Origin of the sequence: Dorea sp. AM13-35 (genome assembly GCF_003473885.1) — a bacterium.
Taxonomy (GTDB): Bacteria; Bacillota; Clostridia; order Lachnospirales; family Lachnospiraceae; genus Dorea_D; species Dorea_D hominis.
On sequence record NZ_QUCZ01000006.1, the window covers coordinates 146,660 to 170,134 of the forward strand.

Below are 23,475 nucleotides of genomic sequence, written 5' to 3' on the forward strand. Positions count from 1 at the left end.
GACAAAAACTGTTTTATTGCTATATGGAGAAATCGATAGTTACATGTTTTTAATGTGCTGGAGAGAAAGCAAAAAAGGCTGGGGATTTTTAATATGGTAAATATAAAAAACATCAAGAAACAGGCGTGGATTTTGGAGATAATAGATATGGAAAACATTAAGAAACAGGTGTGGATTTTGGAGGTAATAGATATAGAAAAAAACAATAAATAACAACATATATAAGTGCAATCAATTGGAAAGGGAATGCAGGATATATTATAATAAATAGATAGAAAAAGGACAGTAAAATCAGATATTTTCAAGAAACAAGGGAGGAAAAGATGAAAAGGAAAAAGCTACTGACAAAGTTGTTATGTGCAGCAGTTGTCGGTAATATGGCGGTCGGAATTATACCGGGGACACTGTTGACAACAGAGGCAGCAGAAACACAGATGACAACGCAATTGGGAAGCGTGAAGTCGGGCGATATAAAACGTACTACGGAAGCATTGGAAAAGAAGAAGTACAATGATGTACCGGTACCGGCATATCAGTATAAAGATTTGTACACAACAGCGCGAGTGACGATTAAAGCCCTTGCAGTAGACGAGGTTGTCAATGCTACTATGAATCCGATTTACACAGTACCAATAAAAAAATCCATTAAATTTGTTATTTACAATACGACAAAGCAGGAAGTAGATCAGACCGTTGTATCAGAAAACGGAAAGCTGCCGGATTTGAGTTTGATCAACAATAACAACTATATGATTTACGCAGAAGATACAGAATACCGTATGCCGTGTCTGTATGTCTGGGTAAAGGACGGAAAATTATATAATATCAAGAAAATCAGCTGGACAGAGGTGAACGGAAACAGAAAATATGATTTTGATTATCCGGAAGTAGATACCATTCAGATGTATAAGCGTGATAAAGAAGAACCAAACCCGGAAAATGACAGAAGAGTTTCCGTTAATTTACCGGTGTATTATAAAAATAATACAGGAATGCTTCGGAATGTAAAAATCAAATTGATAAGTCCGGCGGAGACACTTGAATGTAATACTGGTGAAAGCGGACGAATATTTACTCAATTATTAGAAGATCAGAATTATATGATAGAAGTGGAAAATGATAATTGGGATATCGATTCTTTCCCGCTGGTTGCCAAGGATAAGTCGGAGTATGGAGGGGCGAGATACGCATATAATCATTCCAGCTGTGCCAAAGTGGATGAACTCCGACTGGTGAACAAAGGCGAGACACATCAGGAAGATACGGTATTGATGAGTAAATCCGGTAATACGGTTGTGGCAGGACTGAATTTCAAAGATATGCTTCTCTATGATAAAACATTAAGCAAAGACTCGGTGCCGGGTCTTTCGGGTGAAGATTATGATGTAGTGGATATCAGTGTTGTGAATCCACACCGCTGGGAAAGATCAAAACTGGCAGCAGGAGAATATCAGGTTACAGAAAAAGTACCATCTGGGAAAACGGTGAAGAATCTTTATTATCTGGACGGAGAGAAGAAACTTGTGGAACTTCCATTTACAAAAGAAGGAGACCAGATTTATTTCACAATGCATAGTCTGGGAATGTATCCGGTAGTTATGGAATACGAGAAGGGAGCGGTAGTAGAGCCGTCACCAAGCCCGGAACCGACACCAAGCCCGGAGCCAACACCGATATCAGGCAAGAAAGTTACAAAAATACAAATTAAAGGCGAATTGAAAGATATCGCAGCAGGCAAAAAGCTACAATTAAAAGCGGTTGTGTCTCCGGTAAATGCGAAAAACAAAGCAGTGAAATGGACAACATCTAATAAGAAGTATGCTGCTGTCACAGCTTCTGGAAAAGTAACTGTAAACAAAGCCGGAGCAGGAAAGAAAGTTAAAATTACAGCAACTGCTATGGATGGTAGCAAGAAGAGTGCATCTTATACTATCAGAATCCGCAAATCCGCAGTGAAGAAGCTTACACTGAAAGCAGCAAAGACAGTAAAGGCCGGAAAATTCGTAACAGTAAAAGCAACAGTGAAGACAACAGGAAAAGATGCTAACACAAAACTTGCATGGAGCAGTTCCAACAGTAAGTATGCAACAGTCAACACAAAAGGAAAAGTTACAGCTAAGAAAGCCGGAAAAGGCAAAACAATAAAAATCACAGCAAAGGCAACGGATGGTAGTAATGTGGAAAAGTCGGTGAAAATTAAGATTAAATAAAAAAGGGACAGGTCATTTTTAATTGGGGACGGGGATTTTCTAGAAATTCCCCGTCCCCAAAGAAAGGAGAGTTACGAATGAAGAATTTGAAGGCAAAAATTTTAGCAGGAGTTCTATCGACAGCGATGGTGATTGGAACTTTAGCAGGAGCAGGGCCACTGGTGGCGAAAGCAGCAGCGTCATATGAGACAGAGCTGACAGTCCGTGCAGTGGATGAATCAGGCAAAGCACTTAGTGGCGTGGAACTGATCTTTGAAAAAGATGGAGAGACTTATGATTTTGACACAACAGACAAAGATGGAGAAGCTACTTTAGACGAAAATGGGCTTCAGGAAATGTTCTTTGCAGATCAGGATGCCGGTGGAGAAGGAACCGGAACGTATGAAGTAAAACCATCTTCTGACAGTGCATATGCACTTGCAGGAGAATCTATGAAAGTCGATGTAGAGATGGCTACAGCAGGTTATGGTTTTCCTTACATTGCAAAAGTTAACGGTGAAGCATTTACAGGAGCTACCATGGATCTGGCACTGAAGACTGGTGGGAGTGAAACACCGGATCAGCCAAGCGCAGATCTTAAGACATTAAATGTGAAAGTTGTAGATCAGAAAGGTAATCCGATATCTGGAATGCAATTACATATATCGTCTCCTTATTGCTGTGATAATCAGTTTAAAAATGTAACAGATGCAAATGGAAAGGCTAGCTATACACTGACACAGCATGAAGGAATTAATCTTCCATTTACCGTTGCACCGGTAGAAGGTTCTAATTATGAAGTTGTGACGGCATTGAATGAAATTTATATCGCAAGAGATGCAGATAAGAAGGAAAATTATATTGCAAAAGTAAATGGCAAAGAATTTAACGGTGAAGAAGTAACATTAGTTGTAAAAAAAGCAGAATTAAGTATTACAGAAGTAGCAGGTCCTGGAACCGAAGTAAAACGTGCAGGTGATACAGCAGAAATTACAGTAAAAGGAACGAAACTTCCGACAACATTTTATTATGTATTATATTGCTATTCTGCAAACGGAACTTATGTAGGTAAGGTAAATGAAAAAGAAGTGCAGGCAACAGGAACAGAGACAGAGAGAAAATTTATCGCAGAACTGCCATCCGTATTGGATTATCCTACAGCAGATCACTGGGTAGTTGGTGTAGAGACTGTTTCTCAACCGGAAGACGGATATTATGTAACAAAAGATAATGAAGTTGTTAAGATCGAAAAGGATATCGTAACAGAAGAATCCAAAAAAGCAATGTCTGAGGTGCTTGCAGAAGCGGAGAAGAAAACAGCATCGGATTATACAGAAGACAGCTGGAAAGCATACCAGATAGCTGTCGAAGTTGCAAAAGCACTTGCAGAAAAAGAAGATGCAACAAATGCAGAATATCAGAAAGCAATTCAGGCAGTAAGGAATGCCGAGATAGCATTACAGAAAGTGGATACACCAAGTCCGGAACCGACACCGAGTCCGGAACCAACGGTAGAGAAGAAAGTCGGTTCTGTAGCGCTCACAAAAACGAGCTATACATACAATGGAAAGACACAGAAACCAAAAGTTATTGCAAAAGACAGCAATGGTAAGAAAATTGCAAAAACATCTTATACTGTAAAATATGCTTCAGATTGCAAGAAAGTCGGAAAGTACACTGTAAAAATAGCATTTAAAGGCGATTACAAAGGAACTTATACAAAGACATTTAAGATTCTGCCGAAGGGAACAAGCCTTAAATCTATAAAAGCCGGTAAGAAGAGCTTCACGGCAACATGGAAAAAGCAAACGGAAGAGACAAGCGGATATCAGGTACAGTATGCAAAAGATAAGAAATTTACAAAATCCGTAAAAACAACAACTGTATCTAAAAGTACAACTGTGAAGAAAGTAGTTAAGAAACTGTCGGCTAAGAAGACATATTATGTAAGAGTGCGTACATATAAAAAAGTAAAGATTGGTAAAAATGTGGAAAAAATGTATTCCGGATGGTCTGTAATGAAAAAAATAAAAGTTAAATAGACAAAAGGGACAGGTCATTTCTAATTGGGGACGGGGATTTTCTAGAAAATCCCCGTCCCCAATCAAAAAGGAGGAAGGTTATGCACAAGATGTGGATAAAAAAGAAACTGTCGGTGATTATTTCAGGGATAATGATAGCGACAATGATATGGACAGGAAATGTCCGGGCGGCAGGCTCAAACTGTGGCGGCTTGGAAGAAGTAGATGTATTCTATCCGGAGAAAGATGATGTGATCCAGGATCCGGCACTTCACTGGGCGATCCGGGCTGCGATGAATGCAACCGGACAAAAACTGAAATTAACGAAAGAAGATGTAGGCTCTTCCTATGTAAAATATATTTCTTACGAGCAGAGCTCTCATCCGGAAAACTTTGTGGACTGGAAGATGCCATGGTATGTGGAGAGTCTGGAAGGATTGCAATATGCGAAATCAGCAAAACAGATTGATATTGGTTATACAGCATACAAGGAAGGAATGAAGATCAAGGATCTGTCACCGATTTCCGGTCTGACGCAGCTGGAACAGCTTTTCTTAAAAGGAGATGGACTTACAGACATTTCTGCAATTAAGAATCTGACGAATTTGTACAGCTTATGGCTAAATGAAAATCAGATCAAAGATATTTCAGCGGTAGCGGACATGAAAAAACTGACGCAGTTGAGCCTGATCCGGAACCAGGTGTCAGATGTCACGCCAATTAAGGAACTTTCCAACTTGCGGACGCTGGATCTGTCATACAATCCGATTAAGGAACTTCCGGATATGAGTGGCTTAAAGAGTCTTACATCCCTTGATTTGTCAGATATTAAAGAATTAACGGATATTTCGCCACTTGAGAAAGTAAAATCTCTTCAGCGTTTAAGCCTTACCGGAGATTCTGGCATTACAGATATTAAACCGCTTGCTGAATTGACATCGTTAGATAAAGAACAGACTTATCTTCCGGACAATACGAAAAAGGATGATTTGTTTGCGGCTATCGCAGTTAACAAATATATTGACGAGTTCAGCATCAGCAATATGACATCCGGTGATCTGAAACTTGTACAAAAAGCCTTGGATGCTTATGACAAATTAACGGATGAGCAGAAGTCTTATATAAAAGCAGGTAAAATTGATGCAATTAAGAGCAATAAAGAGAAGGTAGAAAAAGGCGAAACACCGGATGCTTATCCGGAGTTTGAAAATACGGCAGAACAGACACCGATCTGGGACCGCCTTGAAATCAAGGTAATAAATAAAAACGGAATCCCGCTGGAAGGTGTAAAATTCGTAAAAGAGAAAATAAGAGAATTTCCGGATGAACCGGATGAGGTGGCGAAGGATGAGCTTGTAAGTGACGAAAATGGAATGTTAATTATTAAGCATAAAGATTTTGATGCTATCTATGATAAGATTACAATCAAACCGGCAGACGGACAGAAAACAACACCGGAAGAAATCAGTTATACGGTTACTTATGGTGCTGAAGGCGGACCAACTCGTGTTACCCAAACGGTAAATGGTGTAAAGGCAACCGGAAAAGAGAAACTTCAATTTATTTTGAGTGAAGAGGGCGAAGAAGAAGCAAGACAGACATTAGAAACAGCATTTACAAAAGCAAATGAAAAAGTAAATGCAAAAGAGGGATATCGTTATACAGAAGAAACATGGACTCCGTATGAAAGCCTTCTAAAAAAAGCAGAAAATATGTTAAATACCAGTTCCGGAACTGTTGCCCAGATGCAGCAGACAGCGAAAGAATTAGAAGAGGCTTTGCAGGGACTGAAAAAAACAGACAAGCTGACAACGTTGAAATTGACAATCCGTGATAAAAAAGGAAAACACATTGGTCGTGCATTCAAGTTCCAGATTCGCGATATCAACAATCCAAGTCATGCATGGAACGAATACACAGACGCTGACACCGGTGTTGCTTATATTGAAGTTTCTCCGGGATGGAGCACAGATACCACCTGGGAAGTACGTGCATGTGTGCAGGAGACGCTGGAAATGGAGCCAATCCGCGTGACAACCGCACAGCAGGATCGAAGCTGGTATTTTAAGACAATTGATGGAAAACCGGCGTCTGTTGATTTTGAAAAACAAGTGTCTGTATGGCCAAAAACAGATGGCAAACCGGATGTGGATAAAGAAACAGTATCCGCAACGCAGGTAAAGCTTTCAAAGACAACATTTACTTATAATGGAAAGAAACAGCAGCCAAAACTGACCGTGAAAAATAAAGCCGGAAAGGCAATTGCATCTTCCGATTATAAAACACAATTTTCAAGTGGATGCAAAAATGTCGGACAGTATACTGTGAAAATAACATTTTCAGGCAATTATAAGGGTACAGTTACAAAGACATTTACGATTGATCCAAAAGGAACAAGTCTAAAGTCGGTAAAAGCCGGAAAGAAGAGCTTCACCGCAAACTGGAAAGCACAGAAAACTCAGACGAGCGGATACCAGGTACAGTATTCTACAAATAAAAAGTTCGCAAAATCTGTAAAGACATCTACGATTTCTAAAAATACAACTGTTAAGAAAACAGTGAAGAAATTAAAGGCGAAGAAAACTTACTATGTAAGAGTTCGTACTTATAAGACAGTTAAAGTTGGCAAGAAGAGTGTGAAGATTTACTCAGGCTGGTCAGCTGCTAAAAAAGTGAAAACAAAATAGTCGAAGAGAATAACGAATAAAAAAATTCCCGGCATGTACATAATCGGATGTGTATGTCGGGAATTTTGTTGCTATAGTATCCGATGACGATTATTGATAATAAATATCAATAAGAATCTATAAGTGCTTTTATATATCAAAAATACCAATTGGAGTGAAAGTTTCTATTGCAGTAAAATATTATCAGGGATTATATACCCTGATACAAATTTACAAAAGAAGGGTAAATCATGAAAAATTTTATGAAAAAGGCTGCGGTAGCAATGATTGCTATGTTAGCAGTTGTAGCAGTTTTCGGTACAAGCGTACCGGCACAGGCAGCGTCCAAAGCACCGAAGAGCCTTTCCGTGAAGGTAACAACAAAAACAGTTGATATCAAAGGAAAGTCTAAAATTTCGGTCAAATCAGTAAAGCCTGCAAATGCAAGCAAGGCAGTTACTTACAAATCAAGCAACAAAAAGATTGCAACCGTATCTTCCAAAGGTGTTGTAACAGGTAAGAAAGCCGGAAAGGTAAACATTACTGTAACATCCAAGAAGAACAAAAAAGTGAAAAAAGTTGTTAAGATCACTGTTAAGAACTTAAAACCAAGCAGTGTTAAAGTAAGTGCTTCCAAAGCTACTGTAGCAGTCGGAAAAATAAACACACTGAAAGCAGCTGTAAAACCGGCTGGCGTATACTGCCCTGTAAAATGGACAAGCAGCAACAAAGCAGTAGCAACTGTAAGCAGCAATGGGAAAGTAACAGCTAAGAAGACTGGTACAGCAACAATTACTATAAAAGCAACACAGAAAAACAGCAAAGGCAAATATCTGTCAACTACATGCAAGGTGACAGTTGTTGATTTCGCAACCGCTACAACAACTCAGGTAAAAGAGTATGCAAAGAGCGCAAGCGACAACAAAGTATTAGTTGATGCAAGACTTACAGATGCTTATCAGGGATGGGCATTAGATGGTGTCAGCAAAGGCGGACATATCAAAAATTCTGTAAACGTATCTTCACAGTGGATGACAGCCGGATTTTCGTCACAATCTGCCGAAAATTCTACAAGAGAAGATTATATCGAGCAGGAGTTAAAAGCGATTGGTGTTACGACTGCTAAAAGCTATGTAATCTATGATACAAACGGAAAAGATGCAGCAACTGTTGCAGCTTATCTGCAGAAAAAAGGATACAAGGACCTTTCCATTTACAATGCAAAATCTGCAATCAACAAAGGAACATTTACAATGGAATCATACAAGAATTATGATCTGTATGTTCCGGCAGAAGTTGTAAAGAATGTCAGCGACCATGTTACAAAGAATACAGCACTTTCTTCAGAAGCTAAGAAAGTAACAGGTGGAAGCAATATTGTAATACTGGATGTAGCCTGGGGAGATGAGACAAATAACCCGGATACAGGATCTGGATATGAAGATGCACATGTACCGGGATCTGTTCATGTAAATACAGATGAATATGAGACTCCAAAGGTATATGTACCGGAAAAAGACGAAGCCTACCGTTCAGAGTGGAGACTGAATGATGATGCAACACTTCTGAAACTTGCAGCAGACAAAGGTGTTACAAAAGATAGCAGTGTAATCATCGTTGGTTCAGAGCCGATGGCAACAACACGTATGGGTGTTATCCTTAAATATCTTGGATGCGAGGATGTTCACGTAATGAGCGAAGGTATGGTTGGATGGAATGCCAAAGGATATGAGATGGAAAAAGGCATCAACAAACCAAAAGCAGTAGCAAGCTTTGGAACCGACAAACCTTTACATCCGGAATATATTGATACAATTTCAGAAGCAAAAGAACTTCTGAAAGATGATAACGTACAGTTAGTAGATACACGTACTCAGGAAGAATGGGACGGTAAGAGTTCAGGATATAGTTACCATGATCTGAAAGGTAGAATCGAGGGATCCGTATTTGGCCCATCAGGACGTGGATATTCAAGCTCTATGATCTATTATCGTAATGCTGATAAATCTATGAGAAGCAAAGAAGGACTGGAAACACTTTGGAAATCTCAGGGTATAGATGTAAGCAAACATCTGTCATTCTTCTGCGGAAGTGGATGGAGAGCTGCTGAGACTATGTGGGATGCTCTTGTTTTAGGATATGATAATGTATCTCTTTACAGCGATGGTTGGATCGGCTGGAGTAACGAAGGAAATCCATACATTGATGCAAACGGAAATAAAGTATTCTACAATAAGAATACAAATTCTGTAGAAACAACAGCTGCATCCGTATCCAAACAGCAGGTATATGTATCGCCGGAATGGTTAAAGAGCGCAATGTCCGGACTTCAGAAAGGATATGAAAATGTATTCGTATCAGAAGTTGCATGGGGAGACACAGCAGGAGATAAAAACTATAATGCAGGTCATATTCCGGGAGCATATCATATCAACTCAGATGCAGTAGAATATGACGACTGTGCTCCATGGCCATATGGAGATGGAAAAGACGATTTCGGACTTTATGACGAAAAAGATGTAAAACCGGAAGATAACTTTAATATCCGCAGCGGTAAACAGTTAAGCGAGTTCCTGAAGAGAAACGGAATTACAAAAGATACAAAAGTAGTTTTATACGGCAGAAGTGCATCTGATTCCAGCGTAACAAGAGTTGCGTTTTCAATGCTTTATGCAGGAGTTGAAGACGTAAAAGTTGTCGATGGCGGTATGCAGGCATGGAAAGCTGCCGGATACGATGTGGAGACAAAAGTAAACGAGCAGAAAGCCGGAGGAGATAATTACAGCTTCGGTACAACTGTTCCGGCGCATCCAGAGTACATCCTGTCAGCAGAGGATGCAAAAGACAAACTACAGAATGACGCAAACTTCCGTCTGGTAAGTATCCGTTCTACAAAAGAATTTGAAGGCGAAGAAACAGGTTATGGATATATCGACTATGCAGGAGAGCCTTTAGGTGCTGTATGGGGACATAACACAGATGACGGAAGCTATGTTGAAAACGGTAAAGTTGTAGGAATCGACAAAGTAAAATCTATTCTTGCAGAGTCTGACTCTTCTTTAGACAATGAATTATCATTCTATTGCGGAACCGGATGGAGAGCTACAATCCCATTCCTGATCTGCTATCAGAATGGTGTGAAGAACATCAGCGTGTATGATGGCGGATGGTGGTTATGGCAGCTGAATTGGCAGAAAGACAAAGCTGCATGGCCAATCCAGGACGTATCTGCAGATGTTGTAAAGAACTATGCACAGCTTAGCTTTGCAGCAGAAGAAGTAAACAAAGATGCTTCCGGTAAAATGCTTGTTGCAGGAGCTTCTGCAGCAGAAAATAAACTGGCTTGCTGGCCGGCACGTGTAAGCAGTAAAGTTGTTTACGGCTCTTCCGACAAGAAGGTTGCAACAGTAGATGCAACTGGAAAAGTTACAGCAGTCGCAGCAGGAGAAGCTACTATTACTGCAAGAACAAAAGCTGGAAATAAGGCAACATACAAAGTTGTTGTAAGCCCGGCTCAATAAAATGAATCTAAGTGCTTACAGGTATGAAATGGTTTAAGCATAATGATTTATAAATAAAGAATATAATACGAATAAAATGGTGCTTTGCGCAGATACGCAGGGCACCATTTTCTATATAATAGGAAACTTCATTTCTATTCTTTTTAATCCTGATTAGGAGGTTGTCGGAAGGAAACATATTCAGTCAGAAATATCTGTGAAAAAATCGAAATCTTGTTAAATATTTACGTATCCCGTTAAATGATTAATTACTGTCAATTCGGTAGTATTCCGGGAAAAAGTATGTTACACTCGCGATAGATTGTGGCGGACTGTTATTGCAAATGGGGAAAGATACAAAAGTATTAATATGTCATACACAGGAGGTATTTATTATGGCAATAACAATTGGCATCAACGGATTTGGACGCATTGGCAGAGTCGCATTCCGTATTGCCATCGATCAGCCGGAGCAGTTTAAACTTTGTGGGATCAACGTAAGAAACGCTGATCTGGATTATATTCTTTATATGATCCGTTACGATTCAATATTCGGACGTTTTCAGGGAACGCTCGAAAAGTATGAGGATGGAATCATCGTTAATGGTGAGAAGATTCGTGTATACTCGGAAAATGATGCTGCAGACATTCGTTGGGGGGAATGTGGAGCAGAATATATTATAGATGCGACAGGTGCTTACTGTACTACAGAGAAAGCAATGGCACATATCAAAGGTGGCGCGAAGAAAGTAATCATTTCCGCACCTGCTAAAGACCAGGATACACCGACATTTGTAATGGGAATCAACCACGAACTTTATCAGCCGTCTATGCATGTTGTTTCGAATGCATCGTGTACAACAAACTGTCTTGCACCATTGTGTAAAGTCTTAGAAGACAATTACGGAATTGAGTATGGATTAATGTCTACGATACATTCTGCTACAGCTAAGCAGAAAGTAGTTGACTGCCGTTCACTTAAAGACTGGCGTACAGGACGTGCCGTATTTGGCAACCTGATCCCATCCACAACAGGAGCTGCAAAAGCGATTTCACTCGTTATTCCAACATTAAAAGATCGCATGAATGGGATTTCTTACCGTGTACCGACTTCAGATGTATCCATTGTGGATTTGAATGTTGCTTTAAAAACAGAAACCAGTTACGAAGATATTTGTAAGAAAATGAAAGAAGCTTCAGAGACATATCTGAAAGGAATTTTAGATTATATCGATGACGAAGTAGTATCTTCTGACTTTATCGGAGACAGCCATGCATCATCCTTTGATGCACGTGAAGGAATCCAGATCAATGGACATTTCTTCAAGCTTATCAGTTTCTATGATAATGAGTGGGGGTACACAAATCAGATTTTCCGCCTGATCAAACATATGTATCAGGTAGATAACGGTATCAAATAGTGATACCAGGGTTGTAGAATGAAAAAGTAAAAATATAAGAAAAAGTAAATATCCGTAATAACAGTCGAAAGTCACGAAAAAGCATCTCAGGAGAATTGTCGATGAGCAGATCTTCTGGGGTGCTTTTTCGTGGTGAGATGTTTCTGTGGACTTGTGAGATACAAGCTGATTCTTGGTGTCTTACGCCGGAAAAGTATTTACATCTGCAAGAAAAAGCAAGATGCAGATGCAATTCTCAAGAATTATAAAAAACATAAAAACAGAGTGCGCTCTAGACATGCGCATATTTATACAGTATAATCAGAGTAATACTAATTTTTAAAGAAAGGAATACGAAAGATGAGTAATCATACAGAAATCAGATGGCACGGTCGTGGTGGTCAGGGTGCAAAAACAGCCGCATTGTTGCTGGCAGATGTAGCATTCCAGACAGGCAAATACGTACAGGGTTTTCCGGAGTATGGCCCGGAACGTATGGGAGCACCGATTACAGCATATAACCGAATCAGCGATACAAAGATCCGTGTACATTCTAATATTTATGATCCACAGTATGTAGTTGTAGTAGATGAATCCTTACTGGAATCCGTGGATGTGACTAGCGGTTTGAAAAAAGATGGAGCAATTCTTGTAAATACACAGCGCACAAAAGAGGAGATCATTCCGCATCTTCATGGATACGAAGGAGAAGTTTATATTATTGACGCACACAAAGTCTCAATGGAGGCAATGGGAAAATATTTCCCGAACACACCACTTCTTGCTGCAATTGTAAAAGTAGCAGGGATTATGGATGAGGAGACTTTCTTAAGAGAAATGAAAGCATCCTTCAAGCACAAATTCGCCAGCAAGCCGGAAGTTATTGACGGCAATATGAAAGCACTTGAGATGGCATTTAAGGAGGTGCACTAATGGCTACAGATATCAGTAAATTAGGTGTAAAAGCAACATGGGAAGAGCTGACAGAAGGTATGATCGTTGCCGGTGCAGGAACCTCCAAAGAGTTCAACACAGGGGAATGGTCAGAAGTAAAACCAGAATTTATCGCAGATAAATGTAAACAGTGTCTACTTTGTGTACCGGTCTGTCCGGACAGCTGCATCCCGGTAAAAGACATGAAGAGACTGGATTTTGATTATGGACACTGCAAAGGATGTGGCATTTGCGTAAAAGCATGTCCATTTGACGCAATTAAGATGGAAGGGGTGAAATAAGATGGGAAAAAGAGAACGTTTATCAGGAAATGAAGCGGTTGCAATCGCATTGAGACAGATTAATCCAGATGTGTTCCCGGCATTCCCGATTACTCCGTCCACAGAGATTCCACAGTATTTCGCTTCTTTTGTAGCAAACGGACAGGTAGATACAGAGTTTATTCCGGTAGAGAGTGAGCACAGTTCCATGAGCGCTGCAATCGGAGCTTCGGCAGCAGGAGCAAGAAGTTTGACAGCGACTTCTTCCTGCGGACTTGCCTACATGTGGGAAGAATTATATATTGCGGCATCTAATAGACTGCCGTTAGCACTGGCTCTTGTAAACCGTGCACTTTCCGGCCCGATCAACATCAACTGTGACCATTCCGACAGTATGGGAGCAAGAGATGCAGGCTGGATCCAGATTTACGCAGAAAATAATCAGGAAGCATATGACAACATGGTGCAGGCATATCGCATTTCCGAACATGCAGATGTCAGACTGCCGATCATGATCTGTCAGGATGGATTTATCACCAGTCATGCAGTAGAAAATATCGAATTACTGGATGACGCAGAGGTAAAGAATTTCGTTGGAGAATATGAACCGGAAAATTATCTTCTGAATCCGGAATGCCCGATGGCAGTTGGTCCATATGCGATCACAGATTATTATATGGAAGCAAAACGCTCGCAGGCAGAAGGCATGAAACATGTACCGGCAGTTGTAGAGGAGGTTGCAAAGGAATTTGCGAAAGTATCCGGACGTGAATATGGTCTGTTTGAATCTTACTGCATGGAAGATGCTGAACGTGCAGTTGTAATGATCGGTTCTGCAGCAGGAACAACAAAAGATGCAATTGACCGCTTAAGAGAACAGGGAGAGAAAGTCGGACTTGTGAAGATCCGTCTGTTCCGCCCATTTCCGGCTGATGAGATCGTGGAGACGCTCAAAAATATGAAAGCAGTTGCAATTATGGACCGTGCAGAAAGCTATACGAACCATGGCGGACCGTTAGGTGCAGATGTGATGAGTGCATTATACCGCGCAAAAGCAGATGCGCTGGCAGTGAATTACATCTACGGTCTTGGCGGACGTGACGTGCGCGTAGAAGACATGGAAGGCGTATTTGAAGCCCTGAAACAGATGATCGCAGATGGCGATGCAGGAGAAACCTACCGCTATCTTGGAATTAGAGAATAAGGAGGGCCGTAGAGAAGATGAGTTATAATTTTAAAGAGACAATGAATAAATCAGAGCGTCTGGCGCCAGGACACAGAATGTGTGCCGGATGTGGTGGAACAATCGCAGTTCGTAATGTACTGCGCGGTCTTCATGAAGGTGATAAAGCAGTCATCGGAAATGCAACAGGATGTCTGGAAGTATCCACATTTACATACCCATACACAGCATGGGAAGACAGCTACATTCATAATGCATTTGAAAATGCAGGCGCAACCATGAGTGGTGTGGAAGGTGCTTACAAAGCATTAAAACGAAAAGGAAAATTAGACGAAACATACAAATTTATCACATTTGGTGGTGACGGCGGTACTTATGATATTGGTCTGCAGTCACTGTCCGGAGCAATGGAGAGAAATCAGGATCTGGTATATGTCTGTTATGACAACGGTGCTTACATGAATACCGGTATCCAACGTTCTTCTGCAACACCGATGTATGCAGATACAACAACTACACCGGTAGGAAGCGAGAGTAACGGAAAACCACAGAACAGAAAAGATCTTGCATCTGTAATTGCTGCGCATGATATTCCGTATGTGGCACAGACAACGTTTGTACAGAACTTTAAAGATCTGCATATCAAATCCGAAAAAGCGATTTATACACCAGGCGCTGCTTTCTTAAATATTATGGCACCATGTCCGCGTGGATGGAGATACAATACGCCGGATATTATGGAGATTTGCAAACTTGGTGTAGAGACATGCTACTGGCCGTTATTTGAGGTCGTAGAAGGAAAATGGATTCTGAACTATGAGCCGAAGAAGAAACTCCCAATCGAAGATTTCTTAAGACCACAGGGAAGATTCAAACATCTTTTCAAGAAAGGCAATGAGTATCTGTTAGAGGCTTTCCAGAAAGAAGTAGACAGAAGATGGGAAGAACTTCAGTTCAGATGCTCCAGATAAGGATGTGATATAAAATATATTTGACAGATCTGTGAAATATATTTATACTAGAGAAGAACAATCAAATAGAACCGGGGAGCTTATGTGATAGGCTGAGAGGAAGTTTAAAACTTCGACCCATATACCTGATTTGGATAATGCCAACGTAGGAACGCGAGGAATATGTTATGAGCGGAAGATACTTTGGTATCTTCCGTTTTTGTTATTAACAGGTATAAAAGATTGAGAGTGAACAAGAGTTCATGAAGGGGCGCACCACCGCGGGTACGTTTCTTTGTGAACTCTTTTTTTCTAAGATTAAAAGGAGGTGCGGTGAAGTGATCACAGTAAATGGAAAAGAGATTCAGATGAAACAGTCAATATCTGTTGCTGCTTATCTGGAAAACGCAGGATATCAGATGAAAAGGATTGCGGTAGAGTTAAATGGAGATATTCTTCCGAAATATGAATATTCCGATACGATGTTGAAAGACGGTGATCGTCTGGAAGTTGTGACATTTGTCGGAGGAGGCTAAAGCGGAAGAAAGAGTAGTCCGGGACAGAAAGCGATGAGCACAGGGATTATGACAGTTGCGTGAGGAAACCGATGAGGAAAAAGAAGTTCCGGACCAAAAGGAGATGAGCCAGGAAGTTAATGACATAAAGGAGAAAATGATGGAAGGACAGACAACAAAGACATTAACAAAAGAAGAGATCCAGGCGGCGTTGGAAGAACGTCATTCGCCGGAGATCCAGAAAAAATTATCTGCCGGACATGTGACAATTGCCGGACTTGGCGGGCTTGGATCAAATGTAGCGTATGCACTTGCAAGAATTGGTGTCGGGCATTTGCACTTGATTGATTTTGATGTAGTGGATATTACGAATCTGAACCGGCAGCAGTACTTTATGGAACATCTTGGAATGTATAAAACCGATGCGTTGAAATCGTTGCTTTTGAAAATCAATCCATATCTTGATATCCGGACAGACTGTGTGAAAGTGACAGAAGAGAATCTGATTTCTCTTTTTGAAGATGCAGGAATTGTATGCGAAGCGTTTGATAATCCAGAAGCAAAAGCAATGCTGGTAAATGGAATTCTACAGCATTTTCCGAAAAAGAAACTGGTATCGGCAACCGGAATGGCAGGCTATGGGAGCAGTAATACAATTCGCACAGAACATCTGATGAAGAACTTTTACCTGTGTGGTGACCGTGTGACAGAGCCAGGTTATGGAAATGGACTGATGGCGCCAAGAGTTGCAATCTGCGCTGCCCATGAAGCAAATATGATCACACGCTTACTTCTTGGTGAGGAAGAGATATAAATCAAAAAATAATAAGAAAAGAGGACAAACATATGAGTACAAAAGACACATGGAGTCTGGGAGGACACACATTTACATCCAGATTTATTTTAGGATCAGGAAAATTTTCACTGGATCTTGTAAAAGCATGCATTGAAAAAGCAGATGCGCAGATCATTACACTGGCGCTTCGCCGCGCAAATGAAGGCGGACTGGCAAATATTCTGGATTATATTCCGGACAATGTAACATTACTTCCGAATACATCCGGAGCAAGAAATGCAGAAGAAGCTGTCAGAATCGCAAGATTATCAAGAGAAGTTGGATGCGGGGATTTTGTAAAAATCGAAGTTGTCCGCGACTCCAAATATTTATTGCCGGATAATTACGAAACAATAAAAGCAACGGAAATTCTTGCAAAAGAAGGATTTGTAGTTATGCCATATATGTATCCGGATCTGAATGCGGCAAGAGCGCTGGCAGATGCCGGAGCAGCATGCATTATGCCACTTGGAGCGCCGATCGGTTCCAATAAAGGACTTGCGACGAAAGAATTTATACAGATTCTCATTGATGAAATGGATCTACCGATCATCGTGGATGCCGGAATCGGTCGCCCATCACAGGCATGCGAAGCAATGGAAATGGGCGCAGCGGCAGTGATGGCAAATACAGCAATCGCAACAGCAGGTGATGTTCCGGTCATGGCAGAAGCATTTAAGAAAGCAATCGAGGCAGGGCGCAGTGCTTATCTGTCCGGACTTGGAAGAACAATCGAAAGAGGTGCCAGCGCATCCTCTCCGCTTACGGGATTTTTAGAGGATTAATCTTAACAAAAATTGCAAAAATACAAGAAGGTAAAAAAGATGGAAAATCAACATATCAATGAAAGTATATTAAGTGAGGAGATTCTGGAAGATCAGAAGAAAAACAGAATCGATCATATGACATATTTGCCGGGAATGGAAGATATCGGCTCAGAAGTATTGGATCAGGTTGTAGAAGCTATGCAAGCTTACGATTATGATAAATACACGGCGGCAGATGTAAAGCGTGCAATCGCACACACATCCAGAACACCAGAAGATTTTGCGGCGCTTTTATCACCTGCGGCACTTCCGTTTATAGAAGAAATTGCACAGGCAGCAAAAGACGAGACACGCAGACATTTTGGAAACAGTGTGTATATGTTTACGCCGATTTATATTGCAAATTATTGCGAGAATTATTGTATTTACTGTGGATTCAACTGTCACAATAAAATTAACCGTGCGCAGTTAAATGATCAAGAAATTGAGAAAGAAATGCAGGCAATTGCAGAAACTGGATTACAGGAAATTCTCATTCTGACTGGGGAGAGCAGAAGTAAGTCCACAGTGGAATATATCGGAAATGCATGTAGGATTGCAAGAAAATATTTCAAAGTAATCGGACTTGAAATCTATCCGGTCAATTCAGACGAATATGCATATTTACACGAATGTGGTGCAGATTATGTGACCGTATTCCAGGAAACATACAATTCTGATAAATATGAAACATTACATTTGGCAGGACATAAACGTATTTATCCATATCGTGTTAATGCACAGGAGCGTGCTTTAAAAGGTGGCATGCGTGGTGTCGGATTCGGCGCACTTCTGGGATTGGATGATTTCCGCAAAGATGCATTTGCAACCGGATATCATGCATATTTATTACAGAGAAAATATCCACATGCAGAAATTGCATTTTCCTGTCCACGGTTGCGTCCGATCATCAATAACGACCGGATCAACCCGATGGATGTGCATGAGACACAGCTATTGCAGGTTGTTTGCGCATATCGTCTCTTTATGCCATTTGCAAGCATTACCGTGTCAACAAGAGAGTGCGCACGCGTGCGAGATCATCTCGTAGGTATTGCGGCTACTAAGATTTCTGCAGGAGTCAGCACCGGAATCGGAAGCCATGTGGAAGACATCGAGGACAAAGGCGATGATCAGTTTGAAATTTCTGATGGCAGAAGTGTGAAGGAAGTTTATGATGCATTGCTGAAAAATGATCTGCAGCCGGTCATGAGTGATTATATTTATGTATAGAGAATTATAAGATATAAAGCGATTATATTTTCGTAAAGAAATAAAATGCACGAAGCGATTATATTTTATGTGTGAACAAGTAAAAGATATAAAGAGATTATAGTATGTGTAAAGAAATAAAAAATACGGATGATAGATGTACAAATGAGAAAGTGCAAGGGTTTCATGTAGTTGCAGTGACAAACCGTACATTAAGCAAGAGACCATATTTAGAACAGATCCGAAAAATTTGTGAATGGGGACCGGATGCCATAATTTTGCGGGAAAAAGATCTGACCGAAAAAGAATATAAAGATCTTGCAGAGAAAGTGCTGGCAATTTGCAAAGAGTATCAGGTTCCATGTATTTTGCATACATTCTATCAAGTGGCGATGGAATTGCCGTGTGACGGCCTTCATTTGCCACTGCCATTGTTACGGGAAGTGACGGCTGGGAAAAGTGCATCTGGGCGGTGGAGAGAAAAATTTGCGAAACTTGGCACTTCTGTACATTCTGTAGAAGAGGCCATAGAAGCAGAAAAACTCGGTGCAACCTACATAACAGCAGGGCACGTTTACGCTACAGACTGCAAAAAAGGGCTGCCGCCGAGAGGCTTGCTCTTTTTACGAGAAGTCTGTGAAGCTGTGGATATTTCTGTATATGGAATCGGTGGAATAAAATTCCACATGGACCAGTGGATAGAATTGGGAAAATGTGGAGCAATTGGTGGGTGTATCATGTCTGGCATGATGAAAATGTAAAAAACCGCAAAAGGGGACGGGGATTTTCTAGAAAATCCCCGTCCCCTTTTGCGGTTGCACCTGTCCCTTTTTAGAAAATCCCCGTCCCCTTTTCTAACCTGCTAAATGCATCAGGTTGATTAAAAGGATCCAACTAAGTCCGTAATAGGATACGACGGCAACAAGGTCGTTGACGGTTGTAATAAGTGGACCGGATGCGACAGCTGGATCGACATGTATTTTCTTGAAGAAGAGAGGAATACATGTGCCAACGGCGCCGGAAATAACCATTGCCAATAACAGTGAAGCACCGATACAGCCGGAGACTGCATAGGCGAACAGGAAACTCTTTCCTTTGAAAAGTGCAATATACAATCCAATTAATACAAAGGACAGAACACCAAGGATAAAACCATTGGAAAATGCAATTTTCATTTCTTTTAATACAAGTTCAAATTTTTGTTTTCCGGTTAATGACTCGTCCATGAGGACACGAATCGTAACAGCAAGCGACTGTGTACCGACATTTCCGGCCATATCCAAAATCAGTGACTGGAAACACATAATTAATGTAAGCTGGCTTACAACTGTTTCAAATAATCCGACAACAGAAGAAACAACCATGCCAAGACCTAACAGAACCAGAAGCCATGGAAGTCGCTTTTTAATACTCTCGCGCAATGGCTCTTTCAAATCTTCTTCAGCGGTCAATCCGGCGAACTTTGCATAGTCTTCACCCATCTCGTCATCAACCAGGTCTACCATACTCTGGGATGTGATGACACCTAGCAGTTTGTTTTCATTGTCAAGAATCGGGATAGAATCCTCGGAATAATCTTTTAACTTTTCAATACAATCATCAATCAGTTCATTTCCATATACATAAGGATAAGACGTTACGATCAAGTCTTCCAACGGCTGATCCTGTCTTGCGATGATCAGATCTTTCAGATCCATAGCACCATAAAAAGTCTGTTTGTCTGTCACCATAAATATAGTAGAAATATTATCATTTTTTGCCGCCTGGTCAATAAGGCTGCTCATTGCCTGCTTGACCGTGAGATTTTCACGGATCATAATGCAGTTGGTTGTCATTTTGCTACCGATTTCTTCCTCGTCGAAAGAAGCAATAACGGCGATGTCTTTTCTGGCATCATCATCCATCAGTTCGATAAAAAGATTCTTTTTGTCTTTTGGAACCATCTGCAAAACATCTACAACGGCATCTGTTTCCATTGCAGACAAAATTAATGCCGCTTTTTTGACATCAATTTCATTCAAATATTCTGCTGCTTCTTTTTCATCGGTGTGTTCAAAGATATCAGAAAGCATATCCAGGTCGAGAATACGACAAAGTTTGACACGCTCTTTTACGGTCAGTTCCGGAAAAACTTCTGCGAGATCATTCTCGTGGTAGTCTTCCAGTTTGTTTCGCATAATGCCCGGAGAGGTGTTGCTCCGGATGATTTTTAGAATCTCCGGTGTGTAATTCTGTGTTTTATTTTCCATTTTTACCTCCAAGTTGCTGTGTGATTTTCAGTTGTTTAAATATCCTTAAGAAATGAATTTGTGCTGTCTTAAGAAATGAAAATCAGGGCATGGAAAATAGAATCAAAAATTATAGAAAACAACAGCATCGACTGTTGCTTGTTCCCGATTCTATATTCTTACTTCGCCCGTGACTATCACAACCGTCCATGCTGTTCACCTGCCTTTAAAATAATTTTAGAAATGATTGTTGGAATTATTGCGAAAATTGCAAAATCTCCCGTAGAATATTATAGCCTTTTCGATAATGAGGCGCAAGTGCTTTTATATGTAATAAAGTAAATTTACATCGTTTTAACAGAAATACATTTGTCAAAACACCAAAAAAACAAACAAAAAAGTGAGAAAATGTGAATTATGATTGACGGAAAATGTGGAAAGTAGTATTATGTTCCTATAAACCTACTGAAAGAATATGTTATAAAATGGAGGGCATTAAGAAATGGCAAGAGTAGCATTTACAAATGAAAAAGAAGCTACAGGAAAAGAACTGGAAGCTTATCTTGAGTTAAAGAATCAGGGAAAATTAACAAATATGAAAGAAGCACTGCTTCAGGATTATGCAACATATGACGCATTTATGGGATGGTATACATCATGGAACAGACTGGTTGAAATTATTGGACAGCGTGCAGCAATTGTTTATGCACATTCTGTATCTTCAACAAACGGATGTCTTCTGTGCTCCTTATTCTTCGTAAGCGACCTGGCAGAGATTGGAATTGATCCATCTAACTTTGAACCAACTGAGAAAGAAGCACTTCTGAAGAGTCTTGCAGAGCAGATCGTTAAGAACCCTACAAAAGTATCTGACGAGACATTTACAGAGTTAAAGAAATATTACACTGACAAAGAGATCGTAGTTATTGTTGGATTTGCATGCCAGATGATGGCAACAAATAATTTCAACTCTGTATTACAGATCGATGTTGACCAGAGACTGATCCCAATCCAGGACAAGTTTGAGCCTGCAACATGGAGAGATGCTATTAAATAAGTTTCGCAGGAAAATAGTAAGGGAACGAAAAAGACTTCATTTTTGGGCGTGCCCAGAGTGAAGTTTTTTGTTTTGTTCGCCAAATACAGATCCTTGTGCAAGCACAAATCTGTACTTGGCTCATCGTATACACAGAGACAAGATACGCTCTCGAGAATCTTGCTCTGATTAGCGGTCGTTAAATGCTGTCATGCAAATATGATGCATTTGCTTCGTTACAATAAAAAAAACTCTTGATTACTCAAGAGTTCTTATCGCTAGTGCGGAGAAAGGGACTTGAACCCTCACAGGATAAACTCCCACTAGAACCTGAATCTAGCGCGTCTGCCATTCCGCCATCTCCGCTCGCTGACAAAAAGTATAATATCACATTCTGGCAGATAATGCAAATGTTTTTTTTCATTATTTTGAAAAAATATGCAAATTTTTATTTGCATTCAATTGCAAAACGAAAGTCCATACTTTTTATCCCATGCTTAATGAACTTCAATTCCATTGACTTCCAGATGTTCATCAATCGGAATAACGAGACATTTCCGTCCGTCAATTTCTCGGGTTTCAACGAGATCAGACCGCTCCGGGTTTACTTTCAGAACAATATCCGGAGTTTCAATCTGGAAAGTCTTTCTGCTTGCAATATTGGCGGCAAGTAATGTCTGTTTTTCGCCGACCACTTCCTCAAACTCCTCATCGAAAGTTTCGAGATGTTCCTGGGAAGCGCCGCTTCTGGCAAGAAGATTCTTCATTTCCGGTTTGCCGAGTTCTAGCGGTTCCGGTGTTTCTTTGGCTTCTTCGATCATTTCATTCAGATTATCGTGAATATTTCTTACAACTTCATAATCACAATCTTCCCCCAGTGTGTCACTGATGATCGTTTGGAAAGATGCTTTCTGATCTTTTGCGGTAAGTGGGATCTGGCTTCCGAGAACATTTTCAATGAAGTCCGGCTGCAGCTCTTCTGGTTTCTTGGAGTAATACAGAACTCCGTGAAGATCACTTGCACGGTCATTAAATGCCGGGAAGAGGAAACCTTTGACAGGTAATTCCACAAACCAGTCGCGGATACGGTCCTCAATATTGTTCGTCTCTGCATTGTATGTAAGTCCCGCTTTGGTAAGATTTACCGGACAGATACTGCACATGATATGTTCATATACAGTATCGGAAGCATCGAACATCTCCAGACCGTCTGAAGATTTGCCCGGCACATCATAGACCGCATGGATCAGTATGATGTAATAATTTTCCGGGTAAATATAATTTTCAATGACCTTATCGTAAAATTCCTCAACCAGAAGATCATCGGTAAGCTTGCTGTCACGGAGCTTTAAGAGAAATTCCTGCGTTCCACCCGGCATCTCCTGCTCTGTCGGAAATTCCATGTTCATCAGATTTTTCCCAAGTGTTCCGGATAACGTATGTTTGAAAATATCAAAATATTTGAAGGCTTCTTCTTCCGGCATGGAAAGAAAAGCCTTTTTCAGTTCTGTCTTTTTTTCTTTCTCGTGATCCACATAGCAGCCGCAAATACGTGTAATTGCACAGTTTTCCGGCGTGAACTGCTTGCGGATTTCCAGTACTTCTTTCTTGTTCATAGGTCATACACTCCCTTTTTCAGACTGACTTCAATGTTAGCATATCATGACTTTGTTTACAAGTTTGCAGTGTCAAAATAGATGAATACAGGAGTGGAAAGTGC

At 40.5% G+C, this 23,475-nt stretch carries 17 protein-coding genes, 1 tRNA gene and 1 riboswitch; of the genes, 15 read left to right on the top strand and 3 right to left on the bottom strand.

The genetic code is table 11. The features are described 5' to 3' along the window. Nucleotides 1–323: 323 nt before the first annotated feature. From DW152_RS08425 to DW152_RS08490, 14 genes are all read left to right on the top strand, one after another. On the top strand, nucleotides 324–2,210 hold the full coding sequence (locus DW152_RS08425; protein ID WP_118288405.1) for an Ig-like domain-containing protein: 1,887 nt from the start codon (nucleotides 324–326) through the stop codon (nucleotides 2,208–2,210). Between the two features lie 77 nt (nucleotides 2,211–2,287). Next, nucleotides 2,288–4,231, top strand: coding sequence for a fibronectin type III domain-containing protein (locus DW152_RS08430; RefSeq protein ID WP_118288406.1), 1,944 nt, complete (start codon nucleotides 2,288–2,290; stop codon nucleotides 4,229–4,231). A gap of 80 nt (nucleotides 4,232–4,311) precedes the next feature. Then, on the top strand, nucleotides 4,312–6,897 hold the full coding sequence (locus DW152_RS08435; protein ID WP_118288407.1) for a leucine-rich repeat domain-containing protein: 2,586 nt from the start codon (nucleotides 4,312–4,314) through the stop codon (nucleotides 6,895–6,897). 230 nt (nucleotides 6,898–7,127) lie between these two features. Further along, nucleotides 7,128–10,397 (top strand): rhodanese-like domain-containing protein, encoded by a 3,270-nt coding sequence (locus DW152_RS08440; RefSeq protein ID WP_118288408.1) that lies wholly within the window; start codon nucleotides 7,128–7,130, stop codon nucleotides 10,395–10,397. Nucleotides 10,398–10,771: 374 nt separating this feature from the next. Next, nucleotides 10,772–11,797, top strand: coding sequence for a type I glyceraldehyde-3-phosphate dehydrogenase (gap, locus tag DW152_RS08445; protein WP_118288409.1), 1,026 nt, complete (start codon nucleotides 10,772–10,774; stop codon nucleotides 11,795–11,797). Nucleotides 11,798–12,136: 339 nt separating this feature from the next. Next, complete coding sequence (locus DW152_RS08450) at nucleotides 12,137–12,709, top strand: 2-oxoacid:acceptor oxidoreductase family protein (RefSeq protein WP_021859601.1); 573 nt, start codon at nucleotides 12,137–12,139, stop codon at nucleotides 12,707–12,709. Next, complete coding sequence (locus DW152_RS08455; RefSeq protein WP_021859600.1) at nucleotides 12,709–13,011, top strand: 4Fe-4S binding protein; 303 nt, start codon at nucleotides 12,709–12,711, stop codon at nucleotides 13,009–13,011. The genes DW152_RS08450 and DW152_RS08455 overlap by 1 nt, the downstream gene beginning before the upstream one ends. Nucleotide 13,012: 1 nt before the next feature. Then, complete coding sequence (gene porA, locus DW152_RS08460) at nucleotides 13,013–14,194, top strand: pyruvate ferredoxin oxidoreductase (protein WP_118288410.1); 1,182 nt, start codon at nucleotides 13,013–13,015, stop codon at nucleotides 14,192–14,194. Nucleotides 14,195–14,211: 17 nt separating this feature from the next. Beyond that, on the top strand, nucleotides 14,212–15,144 hold the full coding sequence (locus DW152_RS08465) for a thiamine pyrophosphate-dependent enzyme (protein ID WP_021859598.1): 933 nt from the start codon (nucleotides 14,212–14,214) through the stop codon (nucleotides 15,142–15,144). Nucleotides 15,145–15,206: 62 nt separating this feature from the next. Further along, nucleotides 15,207–15,314, top strand: a riboswitch (TPP riboswitch). Nucleotides 15,315–15,461: 147 nt separating this feature from the next. Next, nucleotides 15,462–15,659, top strand: a complete 198-nt coding sequence (gene thiS / locus DW152_RS08470) for a sulfur carrier protein ThiS (RefSeq protein WP_021859597.1) — start codon at nucleotides 15,462–15,464, stop codon at nucleotides 15,657–15,659. 136 nt (nucleotides 15,660–15,795) lie between these two features. Further along, nucleotides 15,796–16,452 carry a sulfur carrier protein ThiS adenylyltransferase ThiF gene (gene thiF / locus DW152_RS08475; protein WP_408640167.1) on the top strand — a complete coding sequence of 219 codons (657 nt, stop codon included), beginning with the start codon at nucleotides 15,796–15,798 and terminating at the stop codon, nucleotides 16,450–16,452. Nucleotides 16,453–16,484: 32 nt separating this feature from the next. Next, nucleotides 16,485–17,258 (top strand): thiazole synthase, encoded by a 774-nt coding sequence (locus DW152_RS08480; protein WP_021859595.1) that lies wholly within the window; start codon nucleotides 16,485–16,487, stop codon nucleotides 17,256–17,258. Between the two features lie 39 nt (nucleotides 17,259–17,297). Continuing rightward, the gene (thiH, locus tag DW152_RS08485) at nucleotides 17,298–18,512 is read left to right on the top strand and encodes a 2-iminoacetate synthase ThiH (RefSeq protein WP_021859594.1); all 1,215 of its coding nucleotides are present in this window, start codon (nucleotides 17,298–17,300) and stop codon (nucleotides 18,510–18,512) included. A gap of 104 nt (nucleotides 18,513–18,616) precedes the next feature. Beyond that, nucleotides 18,617–19,252, top strand: a complete 636-nt coding sequence (locus tag DW152_RS08490) for a thiamine phosphate synthase (protein ID WP_118288412.1) — start codon at nucleotides 18,617–18,619, stop codon at nucleotides 19,250–19,252. 93 nt (nucleotides 19,253–19,345) lie between these two features. Here the strand turns inward: DW152_RS08490 and mgtE are convergent, their stop codons facing one another. Further along, on the bottom strand, nucleotides 19,346–20,740 hold the full coding sequence (mgtE, locus tag DW152_RS08495; RefSeq protein WP_021859700.1) for a magnesium transporter: 1,395 nt from the start codon (nucleotides 20,738–20,740) through the stop codon (nucleotides 19,346–19,348). 481 nt (nucleotides 20,741–21,221) lie between these two features. Between mgtE and DW152_RS08500 the strand changes: the two genes are divergently transcribed. Continuing rightward, nucleotides 21,222–21,776, top strand: a complete 555-nt coding sequence (locus DW152_RS08500) for a carboxymuconolactone decarboxylase family protein (RefSeq protein ID WP_021859701.1) — start codon at nucleotides 21,222–21,224, stop codon at nucleotides 21,774–21,776. Nucleotides 21,777–22,037: 261 nt separating this feature from the next. Here the strand turns inward: DW152_RS08500 and DW152_RS08505 are convergent. Together DW152_RS08505 and DW152_RS08510 are read right to left on the bottom strand one after the other, a co-directional pair. Further along, a tRNA-Leu gene (locus DW152_RS08505) sits at nucleotides 22,038–22,121 on the bottom strand. A gap of 131 nt (nucleotides 22,122–22,252) precedes the next feature. Then, on the bottom strand, nucleotides 22,253–23,371 hold the full coding sequence (locus tag DW152_RS08510) for a DUF4317 domain-containing protein (protein WP_118288413.1): 1,119 nt from the start codon (nucleotides 23,369–23,371) through the stop codon (nucleotides 22,253–22,255). Nucleotides 23,372–23,475 lie beyond the last annotated feature (104 nt).